The 22,976-nt window shown below is 66.9% G+C and carries 21 protein-coding genes; 13 read left to right on the top strand and 8 right to left on the bottom strand.

Annotated features, from left to right (window positions below; all coding sequences use genetic code 11):
• Positions 1-75 precede the first annotated feature (75 nt).
• Both EFY87_RS18780 and EFY87_RS18775 read right to left on the bottom strand, forming a co-directional pair.
• On the bottom strand, positions 76-1,068 hold the full coding sequence (locus EFY87_RS18780) for a hypothetical protein (protein ID WP_123273020.1): 993 nt from the start codon (positions 1,066-1,068) through the stop codon (positions 76-78).
• A 54-nt stretch (positions 1,069-1,122) separates the two neighbouring features.
• Positions 1,123-2,478 (bottom strand): NAD(P)/FAD-dependent oxidoreductase, encoded by a 1,356-nt coding sequence (locus tag EFY87_RS18775; RefSeq protein WP_123273019.1) that lies wholly within the window; start codon positions 2,476-2,478, stop codon positions 1,123-1,125.
• Between the two features lie 231 nt (positions 2,479-2,709).
• Between EFY87_RS18775 and EFY87_RS18770 the strand changes: the two genes are divergently transcribed.
• From EFY87_RS18770 to ilvA, 5 genes are all read left to right on the top strand, one after another.
• Positions 2,710-3,894: an ABC transporter ATP-binding protein gene (locus EFY87_RS18770; protein ID WP_123273018.1), complete on the top strand. Its 1,185-nt coding sequence runs from the start codon at positions 2,710-2,712 to the stop codon at positions 3,892-3,894.
• Positions 3,881-5,143: a polyamine ABC transporter substrate-binding protein gene (locus tag EFY87_RS18765; RefSeq protein WP_123273017.1), complete on the top strand. Its 1,263-nt coding sequence runs from the start codon at positions 3,881-3,883 to the stop codon at positions 5,141-5,143. Before EFY87_RS18770 ends, EFY87_RS18765 begins: the two co-directional genes overlap by 14 nt.
• Positions 5,144-5,180: 37 nt before the next feature.
• Positions 5,181-6,086 (top strand): ABC transporter permease, encoded by a 906-nt coding sequence (locus tag EFY87_RS18760; protein ID WP_123273016.1) that lies wholly within the window; start codon positions 5,181-5,183, stop codon positions 6,084-6,086.
• Positions 6,083-6,907, top strand: coding sequence for an ABC transporter permease (locus EFY87_RS18755; RefSeq protein ID WP_123273015.1), 825 nt, complete (start codon positions 6,083-6,085; stop codon positions 6,905-6,907). The genes EFY87_RS18760 and EFY87_RS18755 overlap by 4 nt, the downstream gene beginning before the upstream one ends.
• Positions 6,908-7,127: 220 nt before the next feature.
• The gene (ilvA, locus tag EFY87_RS18750; RefSeq protein WP_245988752.1) at positions 7,128-8,417 is read left to right on the top strand and encodes a threonine ammonia-lyase IlvA; all 1,290 of its coding nucleotides are present in this window, start codon (positions 7,128-7,130) and stop codon (positions 8,415-8,417) included.
• A 2-nt stretch (positions 8,418-8,419) separates the two neighbouring features.
• Here ilvA and EFY87_RS18745 read toward each other — a convergent pair whose 3' ends face one another.
• From EFY87_RS18745 to EFY87_RS18730, 4 genes are all read right to left on the bottom strand, one after another.
• Positions 8,420-9,325, bottom strand: coding sequence for a dihydropteroate synthase (locus tag EFY87_RS18745; RefSeq protein ID WP_123273013.1), 906 nt, complete (start codon positions 9,323-9,325; stop codon positions 8,420-8,422).
• A complete protein-coding gene (locus tag EFY87_RS18740) occupies positions 9,322-10,071 on the bottom strand; it encodes a dihydrofolate reductase family protein (RefSeq protein WP_123273012.1) in 750 nt (249 codons plus the stop codon). Before EFY87_RS18740 ends, EFY87_RS18745 begins: the two co-directional genes overlap by 4 nt.
• A 161-nt stretch (positions 10,072-10,232) precedes the next feature.
• Complete coding sequence (locus EFY87_RS18735) at positions 10,233-11,633, bottom strand: glycoside hydrolase family 3 N-terminal domain-containing protein (protein WP_123273011.1); 1,401 nt, start codon at positions 11,631-11,633, stop codon at positions 10,233-10,235.
• Between the two features lie 132 nt (positions 11,634-11,765).
• Positions 11,766-13,145 (bottom strand): NAD-dependent succinate-semialdehyde dehydrogenase, encoded by a 1,380-nt coding sequence (locus tag EFY87_RS18730; RefSeq protein ID WP_123273010.1) that lies wholly within the window; start codon positions 13,143-13,145, stop codon positions 11,766-11,768.
• Between the two features lie 402 nt (positions 13,146-13,547).
• On the opposite strand from EFY87_RS18730, the gene EFY87_RS18725 reads away from it, so the two are divergent.
• Together EFY87_RS18725 and EFY87_RS18720 are read left to right on the top strand one after the other, a co-directional pair.
• Positions 13,548-14,849, top strand: coding sequence for a phospholipase D-like domain-containing protein (locus tag EFY87_RS18725; protein ID WP_123273009.1), 1,302 nt, complete (start codon positions 13,548-13,550; stop codon positions 14,847-14,849).
• Positions 14,850-15,085: 236 nt separating this feature from the next.
• Positions 15,086-16,570, top strand: a complete 1,485-nt coding sequence (locus EFY87_RS18720; protein ID WP_220093710.1) for a phospholipase D-like domain-containing protein — start codon at positions 15,086-15,088, stop codon at positions 16,568-16,570.
• A gap of 2 nt (positions 16,571-16,572) precedes the next feature.
• Here EFY87_RS18720 and EFY87_RS18715 read toward each other — a convergent pair whose 3' ends face one another.
• Both EFY87_RS18715 and EFY87_RS18710 read right to left on the bottom strand, forming a co-directional pair.
• Positions 16,573-17,004, bottom strand: a complete 432-nt coding sequence (locus tag EFY87_RS18715; RefSeq protein ID WP_148043403.1) for a siderophore-interacting protein — start codon at positions 17,002-17,004, stop codon at positions 16,573-16,575.
• 110 nt (positions 17,005-17,114) lie between these two features.
• Entirely contained in the window at positions 17,115-17,594 is a 480-nt protein-coding gene (locus tag EFY87_RS18710; RefSeq protein WP_123273007.1) for a Dps family protein, read from the bottom strand.
• A 232-nt stretch (positions 17,595-17,826) separates the two neighbouring features.
• Here EFY87_RS18710 and EFY87_RS18705 point away from each other — a divergent pair, with 232 nt between their 5' ends.
• The 6 genes from EFY87_RS18705 to EFY87_RS21410 all read left to right on the top strand — a co-directional run bounded on the left by EFY87_RS18705 (position 17,827) and on the right by EFY87_RS21410 (position 22,956).
• Positions 17,827-18,981: a sensor histidine kinase gene (locus EFY87_RS18705; protein ID WP_123273006.1), complete on the top strand. Its 1,155-nt coding sequence runs from the start codon at positions 17,827-17,829 to the stop codon at positions 18,979-18,981.
• Positions 18,978-19,634 (top strand): response regulator transcription factor, encoded by a 657-nt coding sequence (locus EFY87_RS18700; protein WP_123273037.1) that lies wholly within the window; start codon positions 18,978-18,980, stop codon positions 19,632-19,634. Before EFY87_RS18705 ends, EFY87_RS18700 begins: the two co-directional genes overlap by 4 nt.
• Positions 19,635-19,786: 152 nt before the next feature.
• A complete protein-coding gene (locus EFY87_RS18695) occupies positions 19,787-20,536 on the top strand; it encodes an ABC transporter ATP-binding protein (RefSeq protein WP_123273005.1) in 750 nt (249 codons plus the stop codon).
• The gene (locus tag EFY87_RS18690; protein WP_123273004.1) at positions 20,536-21,327 is read left to right on the top strand and encodes an ABC transporter permease; all 792 of its coding nucleotides are present in this window, start codon (positions 20,536-20,538) and stop codon (positions 21,325-21,327) included. The genes EFY87_RS18695 and EFY87_RS18690 overlap by 1 nt, the downstream gene beginning before the upstream one ends.
• Positions 21,328-21,407: 80 nt before the next feature.
• A complete protein-coding gene (gene ald / locus EFY87_RS18685) occupies positions 21,408-22,523 on the top strand; it encodes an alanine dehydrogenase (protein ID WP_123273003.1) in 1,116 nt (371 codons plus the stop codon).
• Between the two features lie 28 nt (positions 22,524-22,551).
• The gene (locus EFY87_RS21410) at positions 22,552-22,956 is read left to right on the top strand and encodes a nucleotidyltransferase domain-containing protein (RefSeq protein WP_425459374.1); all 405 of its coding nucleotides are present in this window, start codon (positions 22,552-22,554) and stop codon (positions 22,954-22,956) included.
• The last annotated feature ends 20 nt before the right edge of the window (positions 22,957-22,976 follow it).

The raw sequence follows: 22,976 nt of genomic DNA, 5'->3' as shown, positions 1-22,976 counted from the left end.
AACGCGAGCGGCTGGTCGATGGAGGTCGCCACACCCCATCGTCACATCCGGCGTTGCCGGGTCAACTGTCCCGGCTCAGCGCGCCTGGCCGCCGCCGTCCAGATATTGCTGCTTCATCTTCTCCACGAAGGCCATTGCCCTCTTGTCGGCTTCGGCGCTGTTGCGCCTCTGGCGCTCCTGCTCCTTGCGCTGCTTCTTGGTCTCACCCGTCGGATTGGGTTGCTGGCGTGGCCTGTTCGCGAGCGTCGCCTTGGCTTCGGCCAGCGCGGGGCCGAGTTGCGCCGCGATCTCGAAACGCTCCCGCAGCACGTCCGGGTCGGCGTTCTTCTTGTCTTCGCCTCGGAACGAGTAGGGCTTCATCACATAGAGCCAGTCACCCGAAAGAAAAAGGTTGTGACCAGGGGCGATTCGCAAGATCAGCTCGAGTAGCTCCGGCGTGAGCACGCGACGGGTGCCGCGATATTGGGCGGCCTTCTCCTCGGGCATGGGCGTCCATATGGTGTGGAACAGGTTGTCCAGGGAGAAGTTCCCTTCGACCGGATCCTGGGCGTCCGGGTGCTTGCGCAACCGGTGTTTGAGGTAGGCCTGCTTGGTCGGGATGCCGGTCTGCACCGCCACGACGGTGAAGTGGTTGAAGATGATGTCGCGTCCTGTGACAGCGCCTCCGCACTGGGTGAGTTCCATGGCGCAGGCCATGAACCGGCGGCCGTCGGTGCTGCTGCCTTCGAGCACGTCGCGGATCTTCGAGAGATCCCGGAAGTTCCCACCCCAGCGTCGCGGAAGCTCGGTGAGCATTCCCGGCCAGCGCTTCGGATTCGACCGGAATGAATAGGTCAAGCCGTTCGCCTGGGCGAACGCGCCCAGGCGATAGCGCTGCCGCCACAAGGACTTGTCCGGCTTGTGCTGCGGCACGGGCGCCTTCTGCTCGTCGAAGCCGGTGGCCTCGTCATACCCGGGCACCTCACACCAGGCCCGGTATGCCGCAACGGCATTCGAGTCGGGCTTGGCACGGAGCGCTTCGTAGTCCAGTGCCCCCAGTCGTTCCCACGGGATTGCTGCTTCCACCATGGGAGCGTTCTATGCGATCACGCTGGAGATCGGATGGGAACGTACCGCGGCCGCTCAGTGGCCGGTGAGGAAGGTCAGCACCTTGCCGAGCCGGGCCGGTTTGCCGGTCAGCCGCTCTTCCCGATCGGCGAGAGTGGCGACCTGCAGCCCGGCGTTGATCCCGATCCAGCGCAACGGCTCCGGCTCCCAGGATCGTGAACGGTGTTGCACCCAGGGGAGTTTCGCGATCTCGGTGCGCTGCCCGGTCACGAGTTCGGCGACCGTGCGTCCGGCGAGATTGGTGAGCGCGACACCGTCCCCGACATACCCGCCGGCCCAGCCCAGGCCGGTGCCCGGGTCGAAGCCGACGCCGGGCTGCCAGTCACGGGGTATGCCGAGAGGTCCGCCCCACTGGTGGGTGTACTGCACTCCTGCCAGGACCGGAAACATCTGCCGCAACGTGGTTTTCAGGGTGTCGAAGACCTTCGGGTCCTCGTCGAACTCCGGCCGGATGCCGGAGCGGAAGTGGTATGGCGCCCCGCGCCCGCCGAAGACCAGCCGGTCGTCGGCGGTGCGCTGCCCGTAGACGATGACGTGCCGGTGATCGCTGAAGGTCTCCTGCTCGGCCAGCCCGATCTGCGCCCACTGCTGCTCGCTGAGCGGCTCGGTGGCCACGATCAGCGAATAGACCGGCGCGATCGCCCGGGTCGACCCGGGCAGCTGCGACGACCATGCCTCGGTTGCGCGAATCACGTTGCGCGCCTGGATGATCGGTCCGGCAACGGTGCGCACCTCACCGCTCGCGATCGACGCCACCGGAGTGCGCTCTGCGATGCGACCGCCGAGCCGCTCGACCACGGCGGCGACACCGTCGACCAGCCGCCGCGGCTGCACCCGCGCGCAATGCGGGTTGTAGGTGGCGCCCAGCGTGCCCGTCGCGGCGAGCCGCGCGGTGGCTTCGTCCTCGTCGAGCAGCACCGTTCCCAGACCCCAGTGCTCCGCATGCGCCAGCGTCTCCTTCGCCCGGACGAGCTGGGCGGGCGTGCGCGCCAGCACGACAGTGCCGCCTTGCTGGAAGTCGCAATCGATCTCCTCGGCGGCGACCACCCGGCCGACCTCCGCGACGCTCTCGCGCAGCGCGGCATATTGGTCGCGGGCGGCGCGCTCCCCGTGCGTGGCGGCGAGCACCTCCGGCGACGTCGGGTAGAGCGCGGACACCCAGCCGCCGTTGCGGCCGCTCGCGCCGAACCCGGTGTGTTCTGCCTCGACCACGAGCACGGACAGCGTGGGGTCGGTCTGGAGCAAGTAGTAGGCCGACCAGAGGCCGGTCAGACCGGCTCCGACAATGCACACGTCGACGGTCACGTCGCCGGTGATCGGGGGCCGGTCGGCCGTCTTCGCGCCGTCCCACCACAGAGGTCGCACCGTCATACCCGCGATCGTCCCGTATGACAGCGAAGGCGCGCAAGCTGTTTTGCGACGGAATCCGCACGAAATTCTGACGTTCCACACGATTTTCAAATATTTTTCTGGGAAACCACCGCGGGAACCGTTGCTGCCGCTATCGTGACTCGCCAAGCGGAAGGCCAGTGGCACAGGAGGCTCAGTTTCTCCTGTGTCTGTTCTGAAAGAACTTCCATGACCCTCGATGGGAGCTGACCGATGACGAGTCAGATGCACGCACAACCACACGATGCAGCACCGGGGGAGGGTCCGGCAGCCATTGAGCTGCGTGGCGTCGAGAAGACGTTCTTCTCCAAGAGTGAGACCTTCCAGGCGGTCAAGCGGCTCGACCTGGAGATCGGCGAGGGCGAGTTCCTTAGCCTCCTCGGGCCGTCCGGCTGCGGCAAGACCACCACCCTGCGGATGATCGCCGGATTCGAGGAGCCGACCGCCGGCGAGATCCTGCTGCACGGCCGCAACCAGGTCGGCGTGCCGCCATACAAGCGGGACGTCAACACGGTCTTCCAGAGTTACGCGCTGTTCCCCCACATGACCGTGGCCCAGAACGTCGCGTTCGGCCTGGAACGCAAGCGAATCGGTAAGGCGGAGGTGCACTCGCGGGTCGAGGAGATGCTGCAGCTCGTCGGCCTGGCCGATCGAGGTGAACGCCGCCCGCAGCAGTTGTCCGGCGGGCAGCAGCAGCGGGTCGCGCTGGCCCGGGCGCTGGTCAACCGGCCGAGTGCGTTGCTGCTCGACGAACCGCTCGCCGCCCTGGACCTCAAGTTGCGGCAGGCGATGCAGGTGGAACTGAAACGCATCCAGCGCGACGTCGGCATCACCTTCGTCTTCGTGACGCACGACCAGGGTGAGGCACTGACGATGAGCGACCGCATCGTGGTCATGAACAACGGACTTATCGAGCAGGTCGGCAGCCCGCAGGAACTCTACGAGCGACCGAAAACTCGCTTCGTTGCTGGCTTCCTGGGCACATCGAACATCATGGAGGGCACCGTCACGTCGTATGCCGACGGCGTGGCCGTGATCGATGCGGGTGACGACGGCCGGGTGCTGGTGCCGGCCGACGACAGTGCGGTCGGTGACCAGATCACCGTCAGCGTCCGCCCCGAGAAGATCGTGCTCACCCACGGTGAGCGGCCGAGTGGCGACCGTGAGTGCTCGGTGCAGGGCACCGTGTCGGAGATGGTCTACCTCGGCACCTCCAACACCTACGAGATCCGGCTCAACGGCGGCGAGACGCTCACCGTGCTGGAACAGAACGGCTCGACCGCGGAGGCGACCGCGCGCCGTGGCGAGAAGGTCTGGCTCAGCTGGCGGCCGCAGCATTCGCTGCTGCTGACCGGCGCGCCGGCCGACGGGACGGGAGCTGCCGATGACGCCGGCTGAACTCGACCCGCTGGCCCAGGCCGATCTGCGGGGTATGACGCAGCGCCGTTTCAGCCGCCGCGATATCATCCACGCGGCCGGGCTGATGGCCGGCGCCGGACTGCTCGCGGGCTGCTCGGTGGCCGGTGCGCGAGCCAGCGTCATACCCGAGGGCTACTGGGCGGACAAGAAGCCGACCAAGTTCGTCGACTGGGCGCAGTGGCCGCTCTACATCGATGTCGGCAAGGTGCACGGTCGCAACACCCATCCGTCGGTCGACGCGTTCACCAAGGCGACCGGCATCAAGGTGAAGTACGAAGAAGTCATCCAGGACATGGACTCCTTCGTCGGCTCGATCCAGCCGGTGCTCGCCTCCCACCAGGCGACGGGCTACGACCTGATGGTGCTGACGAACGGCATTTACCTCACGCAGATGCGCGAGCTGAACTACCTTGTCCCGCTTGATCATTCGCGCATGCCGAACTTCTTCAAGTATGCCGACCCAACCGTGAAGAACCCGACCTATGACCCCGGGAACAAGTTCACGGTGCCATGGCAGTCGGGCATCACGGGCATCGCCTACAACCCGAAGTACGTCAAGCGGCCGATCACCAGTTTCGACGACCTCTTCGACCCTGCGTTCAAGGGCAAGGTCGGCATGTTCGCCGACAACCAGGATCTGCCGAATCTGGCGATCGTCGGCATCGGCGTCGACCCGGCGAAGTCGACCGAGTCCGACTGGCGACGAGCCGCCAAAAGACTTACCCAGCAACGAAATTCGGGCCTCGTGCGGGCCTACTACCAGCAGGACTACATTGCGCCACTGTCCAAAGGCGACCTGTGGGTGACGATGGCCTGGTCGGGCGACATCTTCCAGGCGAACGCCTCCACGCCCGGACTCGACCTGAAGTTCGTGGTCCCCGAGCAGGGCGGGGTCGTCTGGACCGACAACCTGTGCATCCCTCGCTACGCCAGTAACCCGGTTGCCGCGATGGAGTTGATCAACTTCTACTACCAGCCGGACATCGCGGCGATGGTGGCCGAATATGTCAACTACTTCACGCCGGTGCCGGAGGCCAAGCGATACATCCTCGCCGACGCGAAGGCCGCCACGGACAAGGACGACCGCGAGTCGCTGCTGCAGATTGCCGACAGTCCGCTCGTATTCCCCACGAAGGCAATGGAATCCAAGCTCTATCGCTACGCCACGCTGAAGCCGGAGGAGGTGCCGGTATGGAACCAGATCTTCGAGCCGGTCTACGAGTCGTGATGATCGAGTCGCGGCATACGCGTTACGGAGCCGGGCGATGAGCCGCGCACTGCCGGACGACGACGTGCGGATCAGCCCGCTGCGTCAGCGGCTCGGCCGGCTCACCGGCTACTGGCTGGCGCTGCCGGGCGGACTGTGGCTGGCGATCTTCTTCGTCATACCGATGGTCTACCTGCTGTCGCTGTCACTGATGACCGGCGACTTCATCAACGGCTTCAGCCAGACCTTCCACGTGTCGACCTACTGGCACACGATCAGCCTCTACCACGACCAGTTCGTCCGCTCGATCATCTACGCGATCATCGTCACGCTGCTCACGATCGTGCTCGCCTATCCGATGGCCTACTGGATCGCGATGCGCGGCGGGCGGCACAAGTCGACCTATCTGCTGATCATCCTGTTGCCGTTCTTCGTGTCGTTCGTGATCCGGACGCTGCAGTGGCAGTTCATCCTGGCCGACAACGGGTTCGTGCTTGGCACGCTGAAGCACCTGCACCTGGTCGGCTCCGACTTCCACCTGCTGGCGACCCCGGTCGCGGTGATCTGCGGATTGACCTACAACTACCTGCCGTTCATGGTGCTGCCGCTCTACGTCTCCATCGAGCGGCTCGACCCGCGGCTGATGGAAGCGGCCAACGATCTCTATGCCAGCAAGCTGCAGGCACTACTGCGGATAGTCCTGCCGCTGACCGTGCCGGGCATCTTCGCGGGCGTGCTGATGACCTTCGTGCCGGTGGCGTCCGACTTCGTCAACGCTCAGCTGCTCGGCGGCGCGAAGACCACCATGATCGGCAATGTCATCTACACGCTCTACCTCACCAACAACGATTACCCGGCCGCGTCGGCACTGTCGTTCACGCTGATGGGTGCGTTGCTGATCGGCATCTTCGCCTATGCCCGGGCGCTCGGCACCAAGGACGTGATGGAGGCGGCGGCGCTATGACGACCTCCGTGAAATCCGCCCCCGTGGCGCGTCGGCCGAAGCGCAAGTGGACCTACTACATCCTGCCGGTCTACACCTGGGCGGTCCTGCTCTACTTGTGCCTGCCGATCTTCGTGATGATCCTGTTCGGCTTCAACAACACCAAGGGCCGCTACAACATCACCTTCCAGGGCTTCACCCTCAAGTGGTACAAGGAGCTCTTCGCGATCGGCGGACTCACCGACGCGCTGAAGAACTCGCTCACCATCGCCGTCCTGGCGACGATCATCTCCGTCGCCATCGGCGGAGCGCTCGGTATGGCGCTGGGCCGCTACCGCTTCCGCGGCAAGGGTGGCGTCTCCCTGGTGGTGTTCGCCCAGATCGCCACGCCGGAGCTGGTGCTCGGCACGTCCCTGCTGTCACTCTTCCTGACACTGAACATCCCGCGCGGCTACTGGACGATCCTGCTGGCGCACATCATGTTCTGCATCCCGTTCGTCGCGGTGACGGTGCAGGCGCGGGTGGCCGGGCTGGACGGTTCGCTGCGGGAAGCGGCACTGGACCTGGGCGCGACACCGATGGTGGCGTTCCGCAAGGTGACGCTGCCGATGATCATGCCGGGCATCCTCGCCGGTGCGCTGCTGTCCTTCGCCCTGTCGATCGACGACTTCGTCACGACCAGTTTCAACGCCGGGCAGACGGTGACCTTCCCACTCTGGGTCTACGGCTCGTCCCGGCTCGGCATCCCGGCACAGGTCAACGTCATGGGCACGCTGATCTTCCTCTTCGGCGTGATCCTCGCGGCATACAGCATCCTGGCCGGGCGGCGGAAGAAGAACTGATCGGCGGGCTTGTTTTCGCGACGTAAGTCTCGACGGTCGAGGGTTGCGTATGCCGGGGCGCGGTTTCCTGTCCCGGAAGCTCGACCGTCGCGCCTTCGGGACGCGGCGTGCGCCAACCGTCCCATACCGCGAGAGAATCGTCCGCAATGTGGGCGGTCGTCGTAGATTTGCAGGCCGATCGAGTCGACCGAAGCCGGCCAGCCAGACAGGAGACGATCGCGTGTCAGCCGTCGCACACGAGCAACCGGCGTCTGCACCCGCCGCGGCGGGTCCGGTGGCGCGTGCCGCCGCGGCCATCGAAGGGCTGGCTGTCAGAACCCTCCTTCAGCCGAACGAGCGGCTCAGCGAACTGGTCGGCGCCCGGGTGCTGCTCAAGCGCGAGGACCTACAGCCGGTCCGGTCCTACAAGATCCGCGGCGCGGTCAACCTGTTGCACAGCCTCACCGAGCAGGAGCGACAGCAGGGCATCGTGTGTGCGAGCGCCGGAAACCATGCGCAAGGAGTCGCGCTCGCCTGCGCCGAACTCGGTGTCCGCGCGCGAATCTACTTGCCCCGCAACACGCCCCGGCAGAAGAGGGACCGCGTCGCGCAGCTAGGCGGCGACCACGTGCGGCTGATCCTGCACGGGAACACCTACGATGACGCGTCGAAGGCCGCGGTCCTCGACGCCTCCCGCACCGGCGCGACGCTCGCGCCTGCGTTCGACGACCCGCGCGTGATCGCCGGGCAGGGCACCGTCGTGCGGGAAGTGCTGCAGGAGTTGGGACATGCCCCCGACATACTCCTGGTGCCGGTCGGTGGTGGGGGACTGCTGGCCGGCGCGCTGCTCGCCCTCGCCGAAGCACCCGCGGAGTTCGGCGCCGACCGCTGCCGGGTCGTCGGGGTAGAGCCCACGGGTGCCGCCAGTCTGCAGGCCGCGCTCGCAGCCGGCCGGCCTCTGGACCTGGCCGAGATCGACACGTTCGCCGACGGCACCGCGGTGCGCAAGGTCGGCGAGCACCCCTTCGAGATCATCCGGAACTCCGGCGTCGAGGTCGTGACGGTCGAGACCGGCGCGATCTGCCAGGAGATGCTGCGGCTCTACCAGGTCGACGGCATCATCGCCGAACCATCCGGCGCAATGTCCATGGCAGACCTCGAAAACCGCGGAATCGCACCTGGATCGACGGTGGTGGCGATCCTGTCCGGCGGCAACAACGACGTCAGCCGGTATGCCGAGGTCATCGAGCGCGCGCTCCTGCACGAAGGACGCAAGCACTATTTCCTCGTCGAGTTTCCCCAGGAACCGGGCGCACTGCGCCGCTTCCTGCAGGACATCCTCGGAGCCGACGACGACATCACCTTCTTTGAATACGTCAAACGGAACAACCGGGAAGTCGGCCCGGCACTGGTCGGGGTCGAACTCGGCGATCCGGCGACGTTCGACGCGTTGCTGGCACGCGCCGCGGCGTCCCCGCTGGTCGTCGAAGCACTCCCGGCGGACAGCCCGATGCTGCGTTACCTGATCTGAGGTCAGTCACCTGCCGGCATCACACTGAAACTGTGCAAGGCGTCCAGCACGCTTCGCACCAAAGGGATTTCGTGGGTGCGGTAGATGCCGGTGCCGCCCAGGTGAGCGAGCACGGCGAAGAAGCCCTCCGCGCTGCGGAACTGGTCCTCGAAGACGTCGAAGGCGTGCGGCAACGCATGACAGATCGGGACCCCGAGTTGCCGCAGCCGGAAGCTGTGCAGCAATGCGACGGTCTGGTGCCGGGCGCGGGCGCGCTGGTCGTCCAGGTGGAAACCGAAGCCCAGCCCCGGGTCGATCGCCAGGCTGGGCACCCCGAGGTGCCGGGCGCGTTCGATGCGTGCCCCGAAGCCGTCGAGCATGGCCGGCACCGGATCGGGATTTGCCGGCCGGCCGTCGAGGGCGCGTGCGTGCGGGCCGAGGACGTGGCAGAGCACGACTGTCGCGCCATACCGGGCGGCCAGCTCGAACATCCTGTTGTCGTCATCGGATCCGGTCAGGTTCAGCACACAAGCTCCCGCGGCCAGCCCGGCGCGGGCGACCGACGCCCGGTATGCCTCCACCGACACCGCAATGCCTTCAGCAGCAAGGCTTTCGATCACCGGAGTGAGGTGCTGCTCTTGCTCGCCATCTCCCGCGCGGGCTGCCGTGGCACGGCTCGACTCGGCACCGACATCGACCAGGTCCGCGCCGCCTGCCGCCTGCACCCGCGCCTTGCGCAGCGCCGACGCGGAACTGACCGCGACGCTCTCCCGGTATGACGAGTCGCGCGACAGGTTGACCACGCCCATCAGCACCGGTCGCTGGTCGGTGTCGAAGTCCTGCCCGGCGATCCGCAATGGCGCGACCGGCGTCGCCAGCTCTGCGGAGAACTCGTCGGCGAGCGCGGACAGCGCGGCCAGGCTGATCATCGGTCGGCCAGGTAGCGCATCATCAGGGCGCCGTCGCCCTGGAGCACGTGCCCCAGCCGGAACGTGCTGACCTGCGCCAGTGCGGCCGTCGTGGGTGAGTGCGCCGTGCCGGCGAAGACCGGGCTGAGGGTGATGTCGGCCTCGTCGACGAGTGTGGCGGCGACCAGGTCGCGCAGCAGCCGAGGTCCGCCTTCGCAGACGATGCGGGTCAGCCCGCGCTCGGTCAGCGCCGTCACGATCGTGGTCGGCGTGATGTCCTGCAGCGTCACGACGGTGGCGTGTTTACCGGCGATCGCCAGCTGACCGGGGTCGGCGTGCGCCGAGGTCAGCACCAGCGGACGGTGAGTGGACTCTCGCCATACCGGCAGGTCCCAGGGCAGATTCAGTGAGCCGCTGACCACGGCGAGCACCGGCGCCGGCCGTTGTCCGTCCGCCGAACGCTGTTGTTGGTCCTCGGGTTTCGCGCGCATGGGCGTGTATTGCTCGGCGCGCAGCGTCCCCGCGCCGATCAGCACGGCATCCGCGTGCCGGCGTACCGCGTTGAAGACGAGTTGGTCGGCGTCGGACGACACTGAACCGCTGAGCCCGTCATACCCGGCAGCAGCCCCGTCCAGGGTGGTGACCATCATGGCGCGCACCCAGACGTTCCGGTCCGGCCATGGGTATGCCGCGGCCAGGCCGTCCTCGCTCAGCGCCGAGCCGTCGGTGAGGGGGAGCGGACCGTGCAGGGCAGGTATGTCGGACACTCCTGCAACCTACAAGCACCGCGTGCCGCCCGAAGGGCGGACCAACAACATCAGGTGAGTGAGATGGGGATGAGGAACCGGTCCCCATCTCGCGTGCCGCCCGAAGGGCGGACCAACAACATCAGGTGAGTGAGATGGGGATGAGGAACGAAATCCCCGTCTCACGAACAGAAGAGCAACCCGTGCTGCGACTTGAGCGTGAGCACCCGGTTGACCGCGGCGTTCACCTGGGCCGCGAAAGTCGGGCTCGTCTTCATCTTCGCGAGGATCGCCGCAGACATGGCGGGGATCTCGCTGGGGCTACCGGTGAGCGCGATGTCGCCACCGGCTGCGATGAAGCGCACGGCGCGGTCGCCGACCGAAACATGTTCCACCGCAACGGCGCTCAGTGAGTCGCTGACGACGACACCCTTAAAGCCGAGCTTGCCGCGCAGCAACGTGGTGATCATCTTTGAGGAGAACACCGCCTGGTTCGAGGCGTCGATCTTCGGATACCAGGCGAGGCTCACCATCACCATGCCGGCGCCGGCCGAGATGCCCGACTTGAAGGGCGTCAGGTAGGGGTCGGTCATCGTCATTGTGTTGTCGGTGATGCCGGTGCTCGAGGTGTCGGTGTTGTTCTTGATCCGGCCCAGGCCGGGGAAGTGCTTCAGGGTGGCGATCTCGCCGCGGCTCTGCAGGCCCGAGACGATATTGGTCACGGCGCGTGACACGGTCGAGAGCGTGTAGCCGTACTCGCGGTAGTAGTAGCCGATCGGGCCATTGCCCGTGCCGAGCGACTGCGGCACGGTGCCGGAGACCGGGGCGAGGTTGACGTTGACGCCGACGTCGCGCAGCTGCTGGCCGACCGTGGCGGCCGTCGACCGCTGGTGGCTGGAGGACCAGCCGCCCTGGGTGAGCGCGGTGGGCAGGGTGGTGAAGCCGGTGCCCTTGAGCTGCTGGACATAGCCGCCTTCCTGATCAGCCGCGATGAGCAGCGGGACGTTGCCGGTCCAGGAGGTGTAGGCGAGCGCCTGGTTGGCGTCGGAGGTGCGCCCGACGGTGCCGTTGCCGTTCCAGCCGCCGAGGTAGACCAGGTTGCCCACGTGGTAGTCCTTCATCATCGTGTGCACTTCGGTCTGGTTGCTCTGCTCAATGCCGACCATCAGCAACTGGCCGACCCGCTCCGCGGTGGTCAGGTCCTTCGTCGTCTTGGCGACGCAGGTCGCGCCGGTCGGGCCGAACGCCAGCAGCGCCTTCCAGTTCAGCGTGTCGACGACACCCGTCGCGTCGAGGTTGCGCGCCGCCTGGAAGCGCTTGACCGCAGCCAGGGTGTCCTTGCCGAAGACGCCGTCGGCGCCCGACGACCCCACCGAGTAGCCGTGCTTGATCAGTAGCTGCTGGGCGAGCTTGACGCAGCTGCCGATCTGCCCGTAATAGGTGACCGGGTGCGTCGGGCAGCTCGCCAGCGTCGCTGCCGGTACCGCCGCGTGCGACGGCTGTGCCACCGCGAGCGTCATACCTGCCGTCGCGACCGCGAGCGCGGCACCCAGTGCCGCCGGTCGTCGCGCGTAGATCTTCATGGTGCGCCTCCTCGAACGTTCGTTGACTGTATGACGTATGAGGTGCGCGGGCGGTTGGTCGGCGAAAACGGCAGATGCCGAACGGTCGCGTATGACGTCCGTTCGGCATCTGCTCAGTGCGTGAAGGCCCGGTCAGCTCTCGACGTAGAACAGCCGCTTGTTGAGGAATTCCTCGATGCCGAGAGGGCCGAGCTCGCGGCCGAAACCGGAGCGCTTGGTCCCGCCGAACGGCAGGTCGGCGCCCTCTCCTGCGGGGGTGTTGACGTTCGCCATACCGACCTCGAGGCGGCTCGCCACCGCACGGGCACGGTCGACGTCGGTGCTGAAGACGGCACCCCCGAGGCCGTAGTCGACCACGTTGGCCAGTTCGACGGCTTCGTCGTCGCTGCCGATCCGGTAGACCACCGCGACCGGGCCGAAGAGCTCCTCGCGGTAGGCGCGCATCTCGGGGGTGACGCCGGTCAGCACGGCGGGTGAGTAATAGGCGCTCGCGTCGTCCGCCAGCTCGCCGCCGACGTGCAGGGTCGCGCCCTTGTCGACCGCGTCCTGGACCTGCTCGGCCAGCCGCTCAGCGGCGGCTCGGGAGACCATCGGCGAGTAGGTCTTGGCGGAGTCGTCACCGGGCTTGCGGGGTGACGTGGCGGACGCCAATTCGGTGAGTTTGGCGACGAATTCGTCATACACGTCGTCGGCGACGATCAGCCGCTTGTTGGAGTTGCACGCCTGCCCGACGTTCTCCATGCGGGTCACCCACGCGGTCTTCGCGGCGGCAGCGACGTCGTCGCTGTCGAGGATGATGTAGGGGTCGGAGCCGCCGAGTTCGAGCACGACCTTCTTCAGGTTGCGCCCGGCCGTCTCCGCGATGACCCGCCCGGCGCGCTCGGAGCCGGTGAGCGAGACACCCTGCACGCGGTCGTCGGCGATCATCGTGGCGATCTGCTCGTGAGTCGCGAAAAGATTGAGGTAGACGCCTTCGGGCACGCCCGCGTCACGCATGATGTCGGCGATCGCGAGCGCCGAGGTCGGGCAGTTCTCGGCGTGTTTCAGCAGCACCGTGTTGCCGGCGACCAGGTTGGGACCGGCGAACCGGGCGACCTGGTAGTAGGGGTAGTTCCACGGCATGACGCCGATGATCGGGCCGATCGGCAGGCGCTCGACATAGGCCGAGTCGTGGCCGGGCAGCGGCGTCGGTTCCAGCAGCTTCGGGCCGTTGTCGGCGTAGTAGCCGAAGATCTCGCCGCTGAACTCGGCCTCACCGACCGCCTGCGCGGGGCGCTTGCCCATCTCGGTGGTGATCAGCGCGCCGAGGTCGGTCGCGCGTTCGGCGAAGAGCTGAGCGACCTTGCTGACGATGGCGGCGCGCTCCTCGACGGGGCGCGCGCGCCACGCCTGGAACGCCGCGGCCGAGGCAGCCAGCGCCTCCTCGATCTCGGCGTCGGTCGCGAAGGGGAAGGTCTGGCCGACCTCGCCGGTCACGGGGTCGGTCACCTGGTATGTCGGGGTCGTGCTCATGGTGCGAACTACCTCCTGGTGGATGCCGGGTCGAGCTGCCCTTGCCGCGGTGGCACTGCCGGAAGCGGCCGCGTGCGAGCGAGGGAATGTCTCCGTCCCATCATGTCAGGGGTGCTCGCCGGTGGTCGGAGGAATGCCGAGGAGCGTCCCCGCCACGCGGATGGCGGCACGGCTGCCCCGTCGGCCGCGCATTTCTCCCGATGTGCTGGATGTCCAGTGATGGCAGGCTGATTGATTGGCAAAGAGGCGGTTTGTATTCCGTCTCCGTTCATTCACGAGACCACCGCAAGTTGCTGTTTCGTCCATAGGATGCGGCGCGTGACAGCCCGTCCCGGACGGTTCGAGCACTCTCGTGCGCCACGGTGGCTGCCGCTTCCCATCCACCGATAGAGGAGGCCACCCGTGAGGGCTCATTGGCTAGTCCGGACCGTTGCCGCAGCGACCACCGTCGCAGCAGCCGCGTTCATTCCCTCCGCCTGCGTCGCGCATGCGGCCGATCGCGTCAGCCCCGCGTGGGGCGCGCCCGGGGCCGGCCGGTACCGGCTCGTGGCGCTGCCCGATCAGGGTGAGAACTCGATCTATGACTTCGTCGAGTCGGCGCGGAAGTCGATCGACATCACGATCTACGAGTTGCGCGACCCCATTCTGGTCAACGACCTGGTGGCCAAGGAGAAGGCCGGCGTGAACGTGCGGGTCATCTTCGACGGGCAGCACTCGTGGGTCGACGGCCCGGCATACACGGCCCTGCAGAACGCGGGCGCGGGCGTCACCTACTCGTCCCCCGCCTTCGTCTACACGCACCAGAAGACGATCACCGTCGACGACCGGGAGTCCTACATCAGCACCGGCAACTTTGACGATCACTACTACGCGACGACGCGCGACTACGGGGTCTTCGACACCGACCGGCGCGACGTGTCAGCGATCGAGGCCGTGTTCGACGCCGACTACGCCAAGCAGCCGATCACCCCGTCCGACGGCGCTGACCTGGTCTGGTCCCCGACGGATTCCCAAGCGCATCTGCTCACGCTCATCAACAGTGCGAAGAAGTCACTCGACGTCGAGGAGGAGGAGTTCGGTGACCCGGCCCTGGTCGGCGCAGTCATCGCGGACGCGAAGCGCGGCGTTGCCGTGCGTGTCGTCGTGGAGAACGACTATCACGACTACAACACAGAATTGAACGAGGTCACCGCAGCCGGCGGGAAGGTTGCGACATACACGAGTCCCAGTGACACGGCCTACTACATTCACGCGAAGGCGATCGTGGTGGACGCCGGCACGCGCAACGAGCGGGTCTTCGTCGGGTCGGAGAACTTCTCCGACAACTCCCTGAACCACAATCGCGAACTCGGCCTGATCATCAACGACCCGAGCGTGACCTGGGGTGTCGAGCGTGCCTTCGACCACGACTTCGAGAAGAGTGCGACCAATTCGGTCACGGTCATGAACCCGGGCACTCAGACCTCGGCAATCGGGTCCGCAACGTCCCTGCAGGCGCAGGCGTACGACATCGACGGCGGCGCGCTGACCTATTCGGCGGCGGGCCTCCCGGCCGGCTTGTCCATCGACCCGTCGACCGGTCTGATCTCCGGCACACCGAGCACTGCGGGCTTTTCGTGGGTGACTGTCACCGCGACGGATGCGACCGGCGCCGCGAGTTCGACCACTTTCTGCTGGCTGGTCCCGTGGCAGTGGCCGTGGTGACCACGTGACGCGTCGGCGACGCGTCACGTGGAGGCGGGAAGGAAGCTGAAAGACCCACGAGCACAAGCTGATTGAACGGCAAAGAGCAGGTCTGTGTTCAGTTCGCGTTCGCTCAGCAGCCGGTTTTGCCGGCCGGATCGCTCATACGATGCGATGCGCGAGAGCCGATCCGGCCAGCCCGATCACCCTCTGGGCCGGACGGTTTCGCTTCCTTCCCACCTTCCAGGAGGCAGTCCGTGAAAGCCATCCCATGGCTCGTCCGATCCGTCGCCGTTGCGACCACCGTCGCGGCGGCAAGTTTCGTCCCGTTCGCCGCGACGGCGCATGCCGCAAGCGACTATTCGCTGGTCACCTTGCCCGACCAGGGCGAGAGCGCCATCTACAACTTCGTCAACTCCGCGACCACGTCGATCGACATCACGATCTACGAGCTGCGCGACACCACCCTCGTCAACGACCTGGTGGCCAAGGAGAAGGCCGGCGTGAAGGTGCGGGTCATCTTCGACGCACAGCACTCGTCGATCGACGGCCCGGCATACACGGCCCTGCAGAACGCGGGAGCCGGCGTTACGTATTCGTCCTCCGCGTTCACCTACACGCACCAGAAGACGATCACCGTCGACGACCGGGAGTCCTACATCAGCACCGGCAACTTCGACACCACCTACTACGCGACGTCGCGCGACTTCGGGGTCTTCGACACGAACCAGGCGGACGTGTCGGCCATCGAGTCGGTCTTCAACGCCGACTACGCCAAGCACTCGATCACCCCCTCCGACGGCGCCGACCTGGTGTGGTCGCCCACCGACTCCCAGTCGCAGCTGCTCGCGCTCATCAACAGCGCGAAGACGTCCCTCGACATCGAGCAGGAAGAGTTCGAGGACCCGACCCTGGTCAACGCCGTGGTCGCGGCTGCCCAGCGCGGCGTCGCCGTGCGTGTCGTCGCCGAGAACGAGGACAACGCGAACACCACCGAGCTGAACGAGGTGACCGCGGCGGGCGGTCAGGTGAAGACCTACACCAGCTCCACCGGTTACTACATCCACGCCAAGGCGATCGTCGTCGACGACGGCACGGCGAACCAGCGGGTCTTCCTCGGCTCGGAGAACTTCTCCAACAACTCCCTCAACGACAACCGCGAACTCGGCCTGATCGTCAGCGACACCGGCGTCATCAACGGCGTCGAGCAGGCCTTCGACAACGACTTCGGCGGATCGTCCGGCGGGGGTGGCGGAGGCGGCACCTCATGCAGCGGGCAGCTGCTCGGGAACGGCGGTTTCGAGAGCGGCACCGCGTCGCCGTGGACCGTGTCGTCGTCCAAGATCCTGTATGACGGCAGCCGCGAGCCCGCACATACCGGCTCGTGGGATGCCTGGCTCGACGGCTACGGCAGGACGCATACGGACACCCTCGCCCAGACGGTCACGCTGCCGTCGGGATGCAGCGCATCGCTGACGTTCTGGCTGCACATCGACACCGCCGAGACAACCACCACCGCGAAGAACGACACACTGAAGGTGCAGTTGCTGGACAGCTCCGGCAACGTGCTGCGAAACCTCTACACCTACTCCAACCTCAACGCGAACACCGGATACGGGCAGCACACGTTCGACCTGTCGGCGTATGCCGGGCAGCCGGTCACGCTGAAGTTCACCGGGTCGGAGAACTCCAGCAAGCAGACCAGTTTCGTGATCGATGACGCGGCGATCACGGTGTCCTGAGCTCAGCCGGGCAGCGCTCCCGGTGCAGGCAGGGTGACCGCGATGTCGCCGAGCGACTCGACGTGCGGGCAGGTGTCCACGAAGAGCACCTCCCGGACGATCTGCACCGGGCGCAAGCCCGCGGCACCGATGAAGAGGTGGTGGCAGTCGAGCAGATCGCGGTCGCCGTCCACCAGCCACTCGCGGGCCCAGCCGGCCAGGCTCTCGGCCAGCCGTGCCCCCGCGATCGCACCCTCGGGCCGGGGCAGCCACTGCACGCTGACGCGTTCGGGTGCGACGAGTGCCGGCATGCCGGCCGCGAGCGGAGTCTCCAGCAGGATCTGGCCGAATGCGTCCGCAGGCAGCGCGGCGACCAGGGTGCGCAGCACGCGCAGGTCGTGCTCGGTGCCGGCGACGAGCACGTGGGTCGAGGGACCTCGGCGATGACGCGTCATACCCCTGACTGTAACTAAGCCAAGCCTTACCTAAAAATCGGGGGTCGGTGTGTGCACGTAGGCGAAGGGGCGGCCGGCCACTGGCCGGCCGCCCCTTCGTGGGTCCGCCCTCAGCCGGCGATGTGTGCTTCGAGCAGCCAGCGGTCCTTGGTCAGGCCGCGCTCGATCTCGATCGCGACGTCCTGGCTGGACAGGTCGACCTCGTCGAGACCCTTGATCGCCGTCCGGACGGTGACCAGGGCGGCGTCGAGCTGCGCGACGACCTCGGCGACCGTGTCCGGCCACTGCTGGAAGCCCTCGCTGAGTGCCGGGAGGGTGGTCTTCTCCGCGACGGTCTGCAGCCGTGAGTCCAGCGGGAGTCCGAGGGCCACGACGCGCTCGGCGGCCGTGTCGGCATACTCCTGGGCGTGCGCGACGACGTCATCGAGCAACTCGTGGACGCCGATGAAGCTGCCGCCCCGGGTGTGCCAGTGTGCCTGCTTGCCGTTGACGACGAGCGCCTCGAGGTCGATCACCACGGGGGTGAGGAATTGCGAGGCACCGGAGGCCAATTCGGACGTCGTCGCCGTGGAGGACTTGGTTGTTGCCATTGCTCGCTACCTTTCGCCGTAACTGGATGCAGTCCAGAATCGTCGATCTGAGGGGTGCTCGCAAGGAAGTGAAGGCTGTCCCAACCAAGCGCAGCCTGTCCTGCGTCGCGGTTTGTGTGCGGCGCGAGCAGCTGCGGCATACGCAACGCACCTCGACATACGTCGTACGGCGTAGCCGGAATGTCGTCGTCACGCTGATGACGCGGGTTCACGCGGCGCGGACGATTGAAGTATGACGTTGCCGGCTGCCCTGCGGAACCCTCACTGGACGACCGACGCAGTCCTGTGCGGCGCGGCAACCGTCGTGGTGCTTGCGTTGTCAGCCCATATTCCGGCCGACGGTCGACAGCGCCCGCTCGATGGAACTGCGTTGGTATTGCTGGTGATCGCGGGCATCAGCACAGGCGTATGCCGTCGTTGGCCACGTCTGGCGACGATTGCCGTGACGGCAGTCCTGTGCGTCTTCGTTGCTCGTGACTATCCCAACAGCCCCGTCTGGATCACCGGGTGGGTGGTGCTGGTGGTGCTGGCCCTGCGCACTGACCGGCGCACTTCGGTGGTGGGCATCGCCGGGATGATGACGGCCCTGTCCGTCACCGCGATCGGCGCCGGACATGGTGGCCTCCTCGAGTCGGTCCTCTACATCGGCTGGGGTGTTGCGGGCATCGCGCTCGGCGAGCTGATCCGGACCCAGCGCGGCTACATCGCCGAGCGTCGCGAGCGCAACGCCGCGATCCTGCGCACCCGAGAGCAGGAGCTCGCTCGTCGCCTCGCCGAGGACCGATTGTGCATCGCGCGGGATCTGCACGACGGAGTCGCGCATGCCATGGCGACGATCAACGTCCAAGCGGGCGCCGCGATCCATCTGCTGAGCGTGCGACCGGAGGTGGCGGGTGAGGCACTGGCCGTGATCCAGCGGGCCAGCGGTGAGGTGCTGGAGGAACTGTCGGTCATCCTCGCCGTGCTGCGCGAGGACGGTCGGGCCGCAGACCTGCTGCCGACGCCCGGTCTGTGGGACATCGCCCGGTTGGTAGACAGCACAACCCAATCCGGGCTCAGAGTCGACTTGACGATGAACGCTCCATCGCAACAGGTCCCGTCGTCGGTCAGCACCGCCGCCTACCGGGTGGTGCAGGAGTCGCTCACCAACGTCATGCGTCATTCGGCGTCCGGCGCGGCGGCCGTGTCGGTGACCGCGCGGCCGGACTCCGAGATCGACGTCCGGATCGTGGATGCCGGTCCGGCCCGCACCGGCGCGGCAAAGGGGACCGGCGCCGGCATCCGCGGAATGCGAGAACGCGTCACGACCACGGGCGGCTCGTTCCTCGCGGGCGCCACTCCGGATGGCGGATTCGCCGTGAGCGCGCGATGGAGGCGCGGCGGATGATCCGCGTGGTGCTCGCCGACGACCAGCCTCTGGTGCGGGCGGGTTTCGCAATGATTCTGGATGCGGAGGAGGACATCGCCGTCGTCGGCCAGGCGGACGATGGTGCGGCGGCGTTGGAGCTGATCGCACGGGTGCGGCCGGACGTCGTGCTCATGGACATCCGGATGCCCTGGATGGACGGGCTCGAGGCGACCCGCCGGATAGCCGGAGACCCGGGGCTCGTGGACGTCCGCGTGCTCATCCTGACGACGTTCGAGCTCGACGAGTATGTGTTCGACGCGCTGCGCGCAGGAGCGGGCGGCTTCCTCGTGAAGCACACGCAGCCGGCCGACCTCGTGCGCGCAGTGCGCGAGCTCGCGTCGGGAGAAGCGCTGCTGTCGCCGAGTGTGACTCGCCGGCTGATCGCCGAGTTCGTGGCACATCCGCAGCGACCCTCCGTCGTCCCGTCCGGACTCGAGCGACTCACCGGACGCGAGCGCGAGGTCGTGGCGCTGGTGGCTCTGGGGATGACGAATGACGAGATCGCCGCGGAGCTCGTGGTGAGTCCGGCGACCGCGCGCACGCACGTCGGCCGGGCGAAGATGAAGCTGCACGCTCGTGACCGTGCCCAGCTGGTCGTCTTCGCCTACCAGTCCGGTCTGGTCGTGCCGTAATCCGCCCGGGTTGCTCAACATCCGGCGTACGACGTCGGCCCGAACGCGTAGCCGAAAGATCGGCGTGCGGGGTGACGATCCGGGGGCCGATCCCAAAGAGGCTGTATCTCGTCAGTTTCCAACACTGTTGGTTCATCGGACGGGAGCAATCAATGAACGATCGATCATCGAGCCCGGCTGCCATCGAGGTGGCCGGTCTGAGCAAGAGCTATGGACCACACCGCGCGCTGGACGACGTGTCGTTCTCCGTGCAGCACGGGTCGGTGACCGGGTTTCTCGGCCCGAACGGGGCGGGAAAGTCGACCACGCTGCGGATGCTGGTCGGCCTCACCACGCCCACGGCCGGCGCCGCCCGGGTGCTCGGCGGGCTGTATGGCGACCTGCCCAACCCAGGCCGCCGGGTAGGCGTCCTGCTGGACGCGTCGGCGCAGCACGCCGGCCGGACCGGGCGCGAGGTGCTGCGGCTGAACGCCATGGTCATGGGACTACCGCTCGACCGGGTGCAGGAGATGCTGCACCGGGTCGGTCTCACCCCGGCTGAAGCTGACCGCCGGGCCGGCACCTACTCGCTGGGCATGCGGCAACGGCTCGGCATTGCGAGCGCGCTGCTGGGAGACCCCGAGGTCCTCATCCTGGACGAGCCGGCCAATGGCCTCGACCCGGCTGGGATCCATTGGATGCGAGGGCTGTTGCGGGAGTTCGCGGACCGCGGCGGTGCGGTGTTGCTGTCGTCGCACCTGCTCGCGGAGATTGAAGCGGTGGCGGACGACCTGGTCTTCATCGGCGGCGGGCGGGTGATTGCCGCAGGCAGCAAGCGCAGCCTGCTCGACGCGGCCGGTGGCGACCTGGAGGACCTCTTCCTGACGCTGACCGCCGACCACGGCCGAGAGGATGTGGCGTGATGAGTGCGGTTGCGGCGGTGCCGGCACCGATGACGGACGAGCGCGATCTCGCCATACCGTTCGATCGCCTCGTGCGCACCGAACTGCGGAAGACCTACGACACCCGGGCAAGTCGCTGGCTGCTGATCGCCATCGCGGCGATCACGCCCATCGTGATCGGCGTGTTGGTCGTGGCGCTCGCGCCGAAGGAGCTGACGTTCAACAAGCTGGTCGACTTCTCCTCGACACCGGAAAAGCTGCTGCTGCCCGCGCTCGGCATACTTTCGGTGACCAGCGAGTGGAGCCAGCGCACCGGTCTGGTCACCTTCACGCTCGTGCCGCGCCGTCGCCGGGTGCTGCTCGCGAAGTGTGTTGCCGTGCTTGCTCTTGGGATCGCTGCAACGGCAGTCATGTTCGCCGCCTGCGCGGTCGGCAATGTGCTCGGAGCGACGCTGCGCGCAGGCAACGGCAGCTGGTCGTTCGGCCTCTCCGGATTCGGCGGCATCACGCTGGTGATGCTGATCGGACTCATGGAGGGCACGGCGTTCGGTATGGCGTTGCTCGTCACTCCAGCCGCCGTCGTCGTGTTCTACGTGCTGCCGAACGTGTGGAGCGCCGTCTTCTCGACGGTTCCCGGCTTGAAATCGGCCGAGGCGTGGGTCGACCTGAGTCAGGCGACCGGCAACTTCTACAACGACAAGATGACCGGCACCGGGATGCTCCAGCTGCTGGTCGCCTTCGCGATCTGGGTTGCCGTGCCAGGAGTGATTGGTGTCTGGCGGGTCGGCCGCACGGAGGTGAAAAGCTCGTGAGCGGGTCGCCGGGGGTCTAGCGTCGATTCGGGACGGCGCACGCGCGCCGGCCGACAGTCGATGCATCGAAGGAGCCAGCAGTGAAGATCGGAGTTCCGACAGAGGTCAAGTCCGGCGAATACCGGGTCGGCATCACGCCGGTGGGTGTGCACGAGTTGGTGCGCGCAGGCCACCAGGTGCTGATCCAGCGCGGCGCGGGCGAGGGCAGCTCGATCGCCGACGAGGCGTATGCCGCCGAAGGCGCCACGATCATCGACGCCGCCGACGACGTCTGGGGCGAGGCCGACCTGGTGATGAAGGTCAAGGAGCCGGTCGCCGAGGAATATCACCGGCTGCGCGAGGGACTGACCCTCTTCACCTACCTGCACCTGGCTGCCGATGAGGCGCTCACGCGTGAACTGGTGAAGACCAAGGTCACCGGGATCGCTTACGAGACAGTGCAATTGCCGTCCGGAATGTTGCCGCTACTCTATCCGATGAGCGAGGTCGCCGGGTGTCTCGCACCGCAGGTCGGGGCCCACGCGCTGATGAAGGCGCAGGGCGGCAGCGGGGTGCTGATGGGTGGCGTCGGCGGTGTCGCCAGCGCCAAGGTCGTCGTGCTCGGCGGCGGGGTCACCGGGCAGAACGCCGCGAACATCGCGCTCGGCATGGGCGCCGACGTCACGATCCTGGACACCGACCTGGAAAAGCTGCGAATGACGTTCTGGCGCTACGACAACCGGGTGCGGCAGATTGCGAGTTCGACGCTCGCCGTCCGCGAGCAGGTGCTGGGCGCCGACCTGGTGATCGGCTCGGTGCTGATCCCCGGAGCGCGCGCTCCGAAGCTGGTGACCAACGAGATGGTCGCCAACATGAAGTCCGGGTCGGTGCTCGTCGACATTGCGGTCGACCAGGGCGGCTGTTTCGAGGACACGCACCCCACGACGCACGACGACCCCACCTTCCAGGTGCATGGCAGCACGTTCTACTGCGTCGCGAACATGCCCGGTTCCGTGCCGAACACGTCGACCTGGGCGCTCACCAACGCGACACTGGCGTATGCCGTGCGCCTCGCGAACCGCGGCTGGCGCGACGCGCTGCGCGACGACCCGGCGCTGGCGCGTGGTCTGAACACGTACGACGGGCAGGTCGTCTGCGAGCCGGTCGCCGAAGCGCATGGCATGGCGTATGCCGACCCGGCGGGTGTGTTGGGCTGAGGTCGACTGACGCAGCCGCACGCACCGAGTGACGCAGGTGGATCTGCGTCGCTCGGTGCTCTGCGCGTCACTCGCGGACTGCTGGCGGCGCAGGGCTGGCCCTCGGGGCGGGCTGAAGTGCTGGTCTCTGCATCCGGTATCTCGCGGCTGGCGCCACGTCGTCGAGACCGATTGCTTTCCTGTGCGGTTCGACGTTCGATCGGTGCCGTGCCTGTCGTTGGAGCAGCAAGAGCTCTTTCACCGCGGGTACGAGCCGCGCGCCAAGGATGAGCACGATCTACGCCTGCTTGCCACGTTGCGCCAGCAGCCATTGGCAGGTGCACGGTCGGCGCCGGTGTTGATCTCACCGACATTATTCGAAAATTTTTCTTATAGAACGCTTGTGCTATCAGGATGCGTTCAGGTAAACTGCAGGTACAGCGAAACACCCTGAACGGCAAGGAGGTCCGGGTA

This window comes from Flexivirga caeni (assembly GCF_003724155.1).
GTDB classification, from domain to species: Bacteria; Actinomycetota; Actinomycetes; order Actinomycetales; family Dermatophilaceae; genus Flexivirga; species Flexivirga caeni.
The sequence above is the reverse complement of the archived record's forward strand: the minus strand, read 5'-3'. Positions and strand labels throughout refer to the sequence as shown.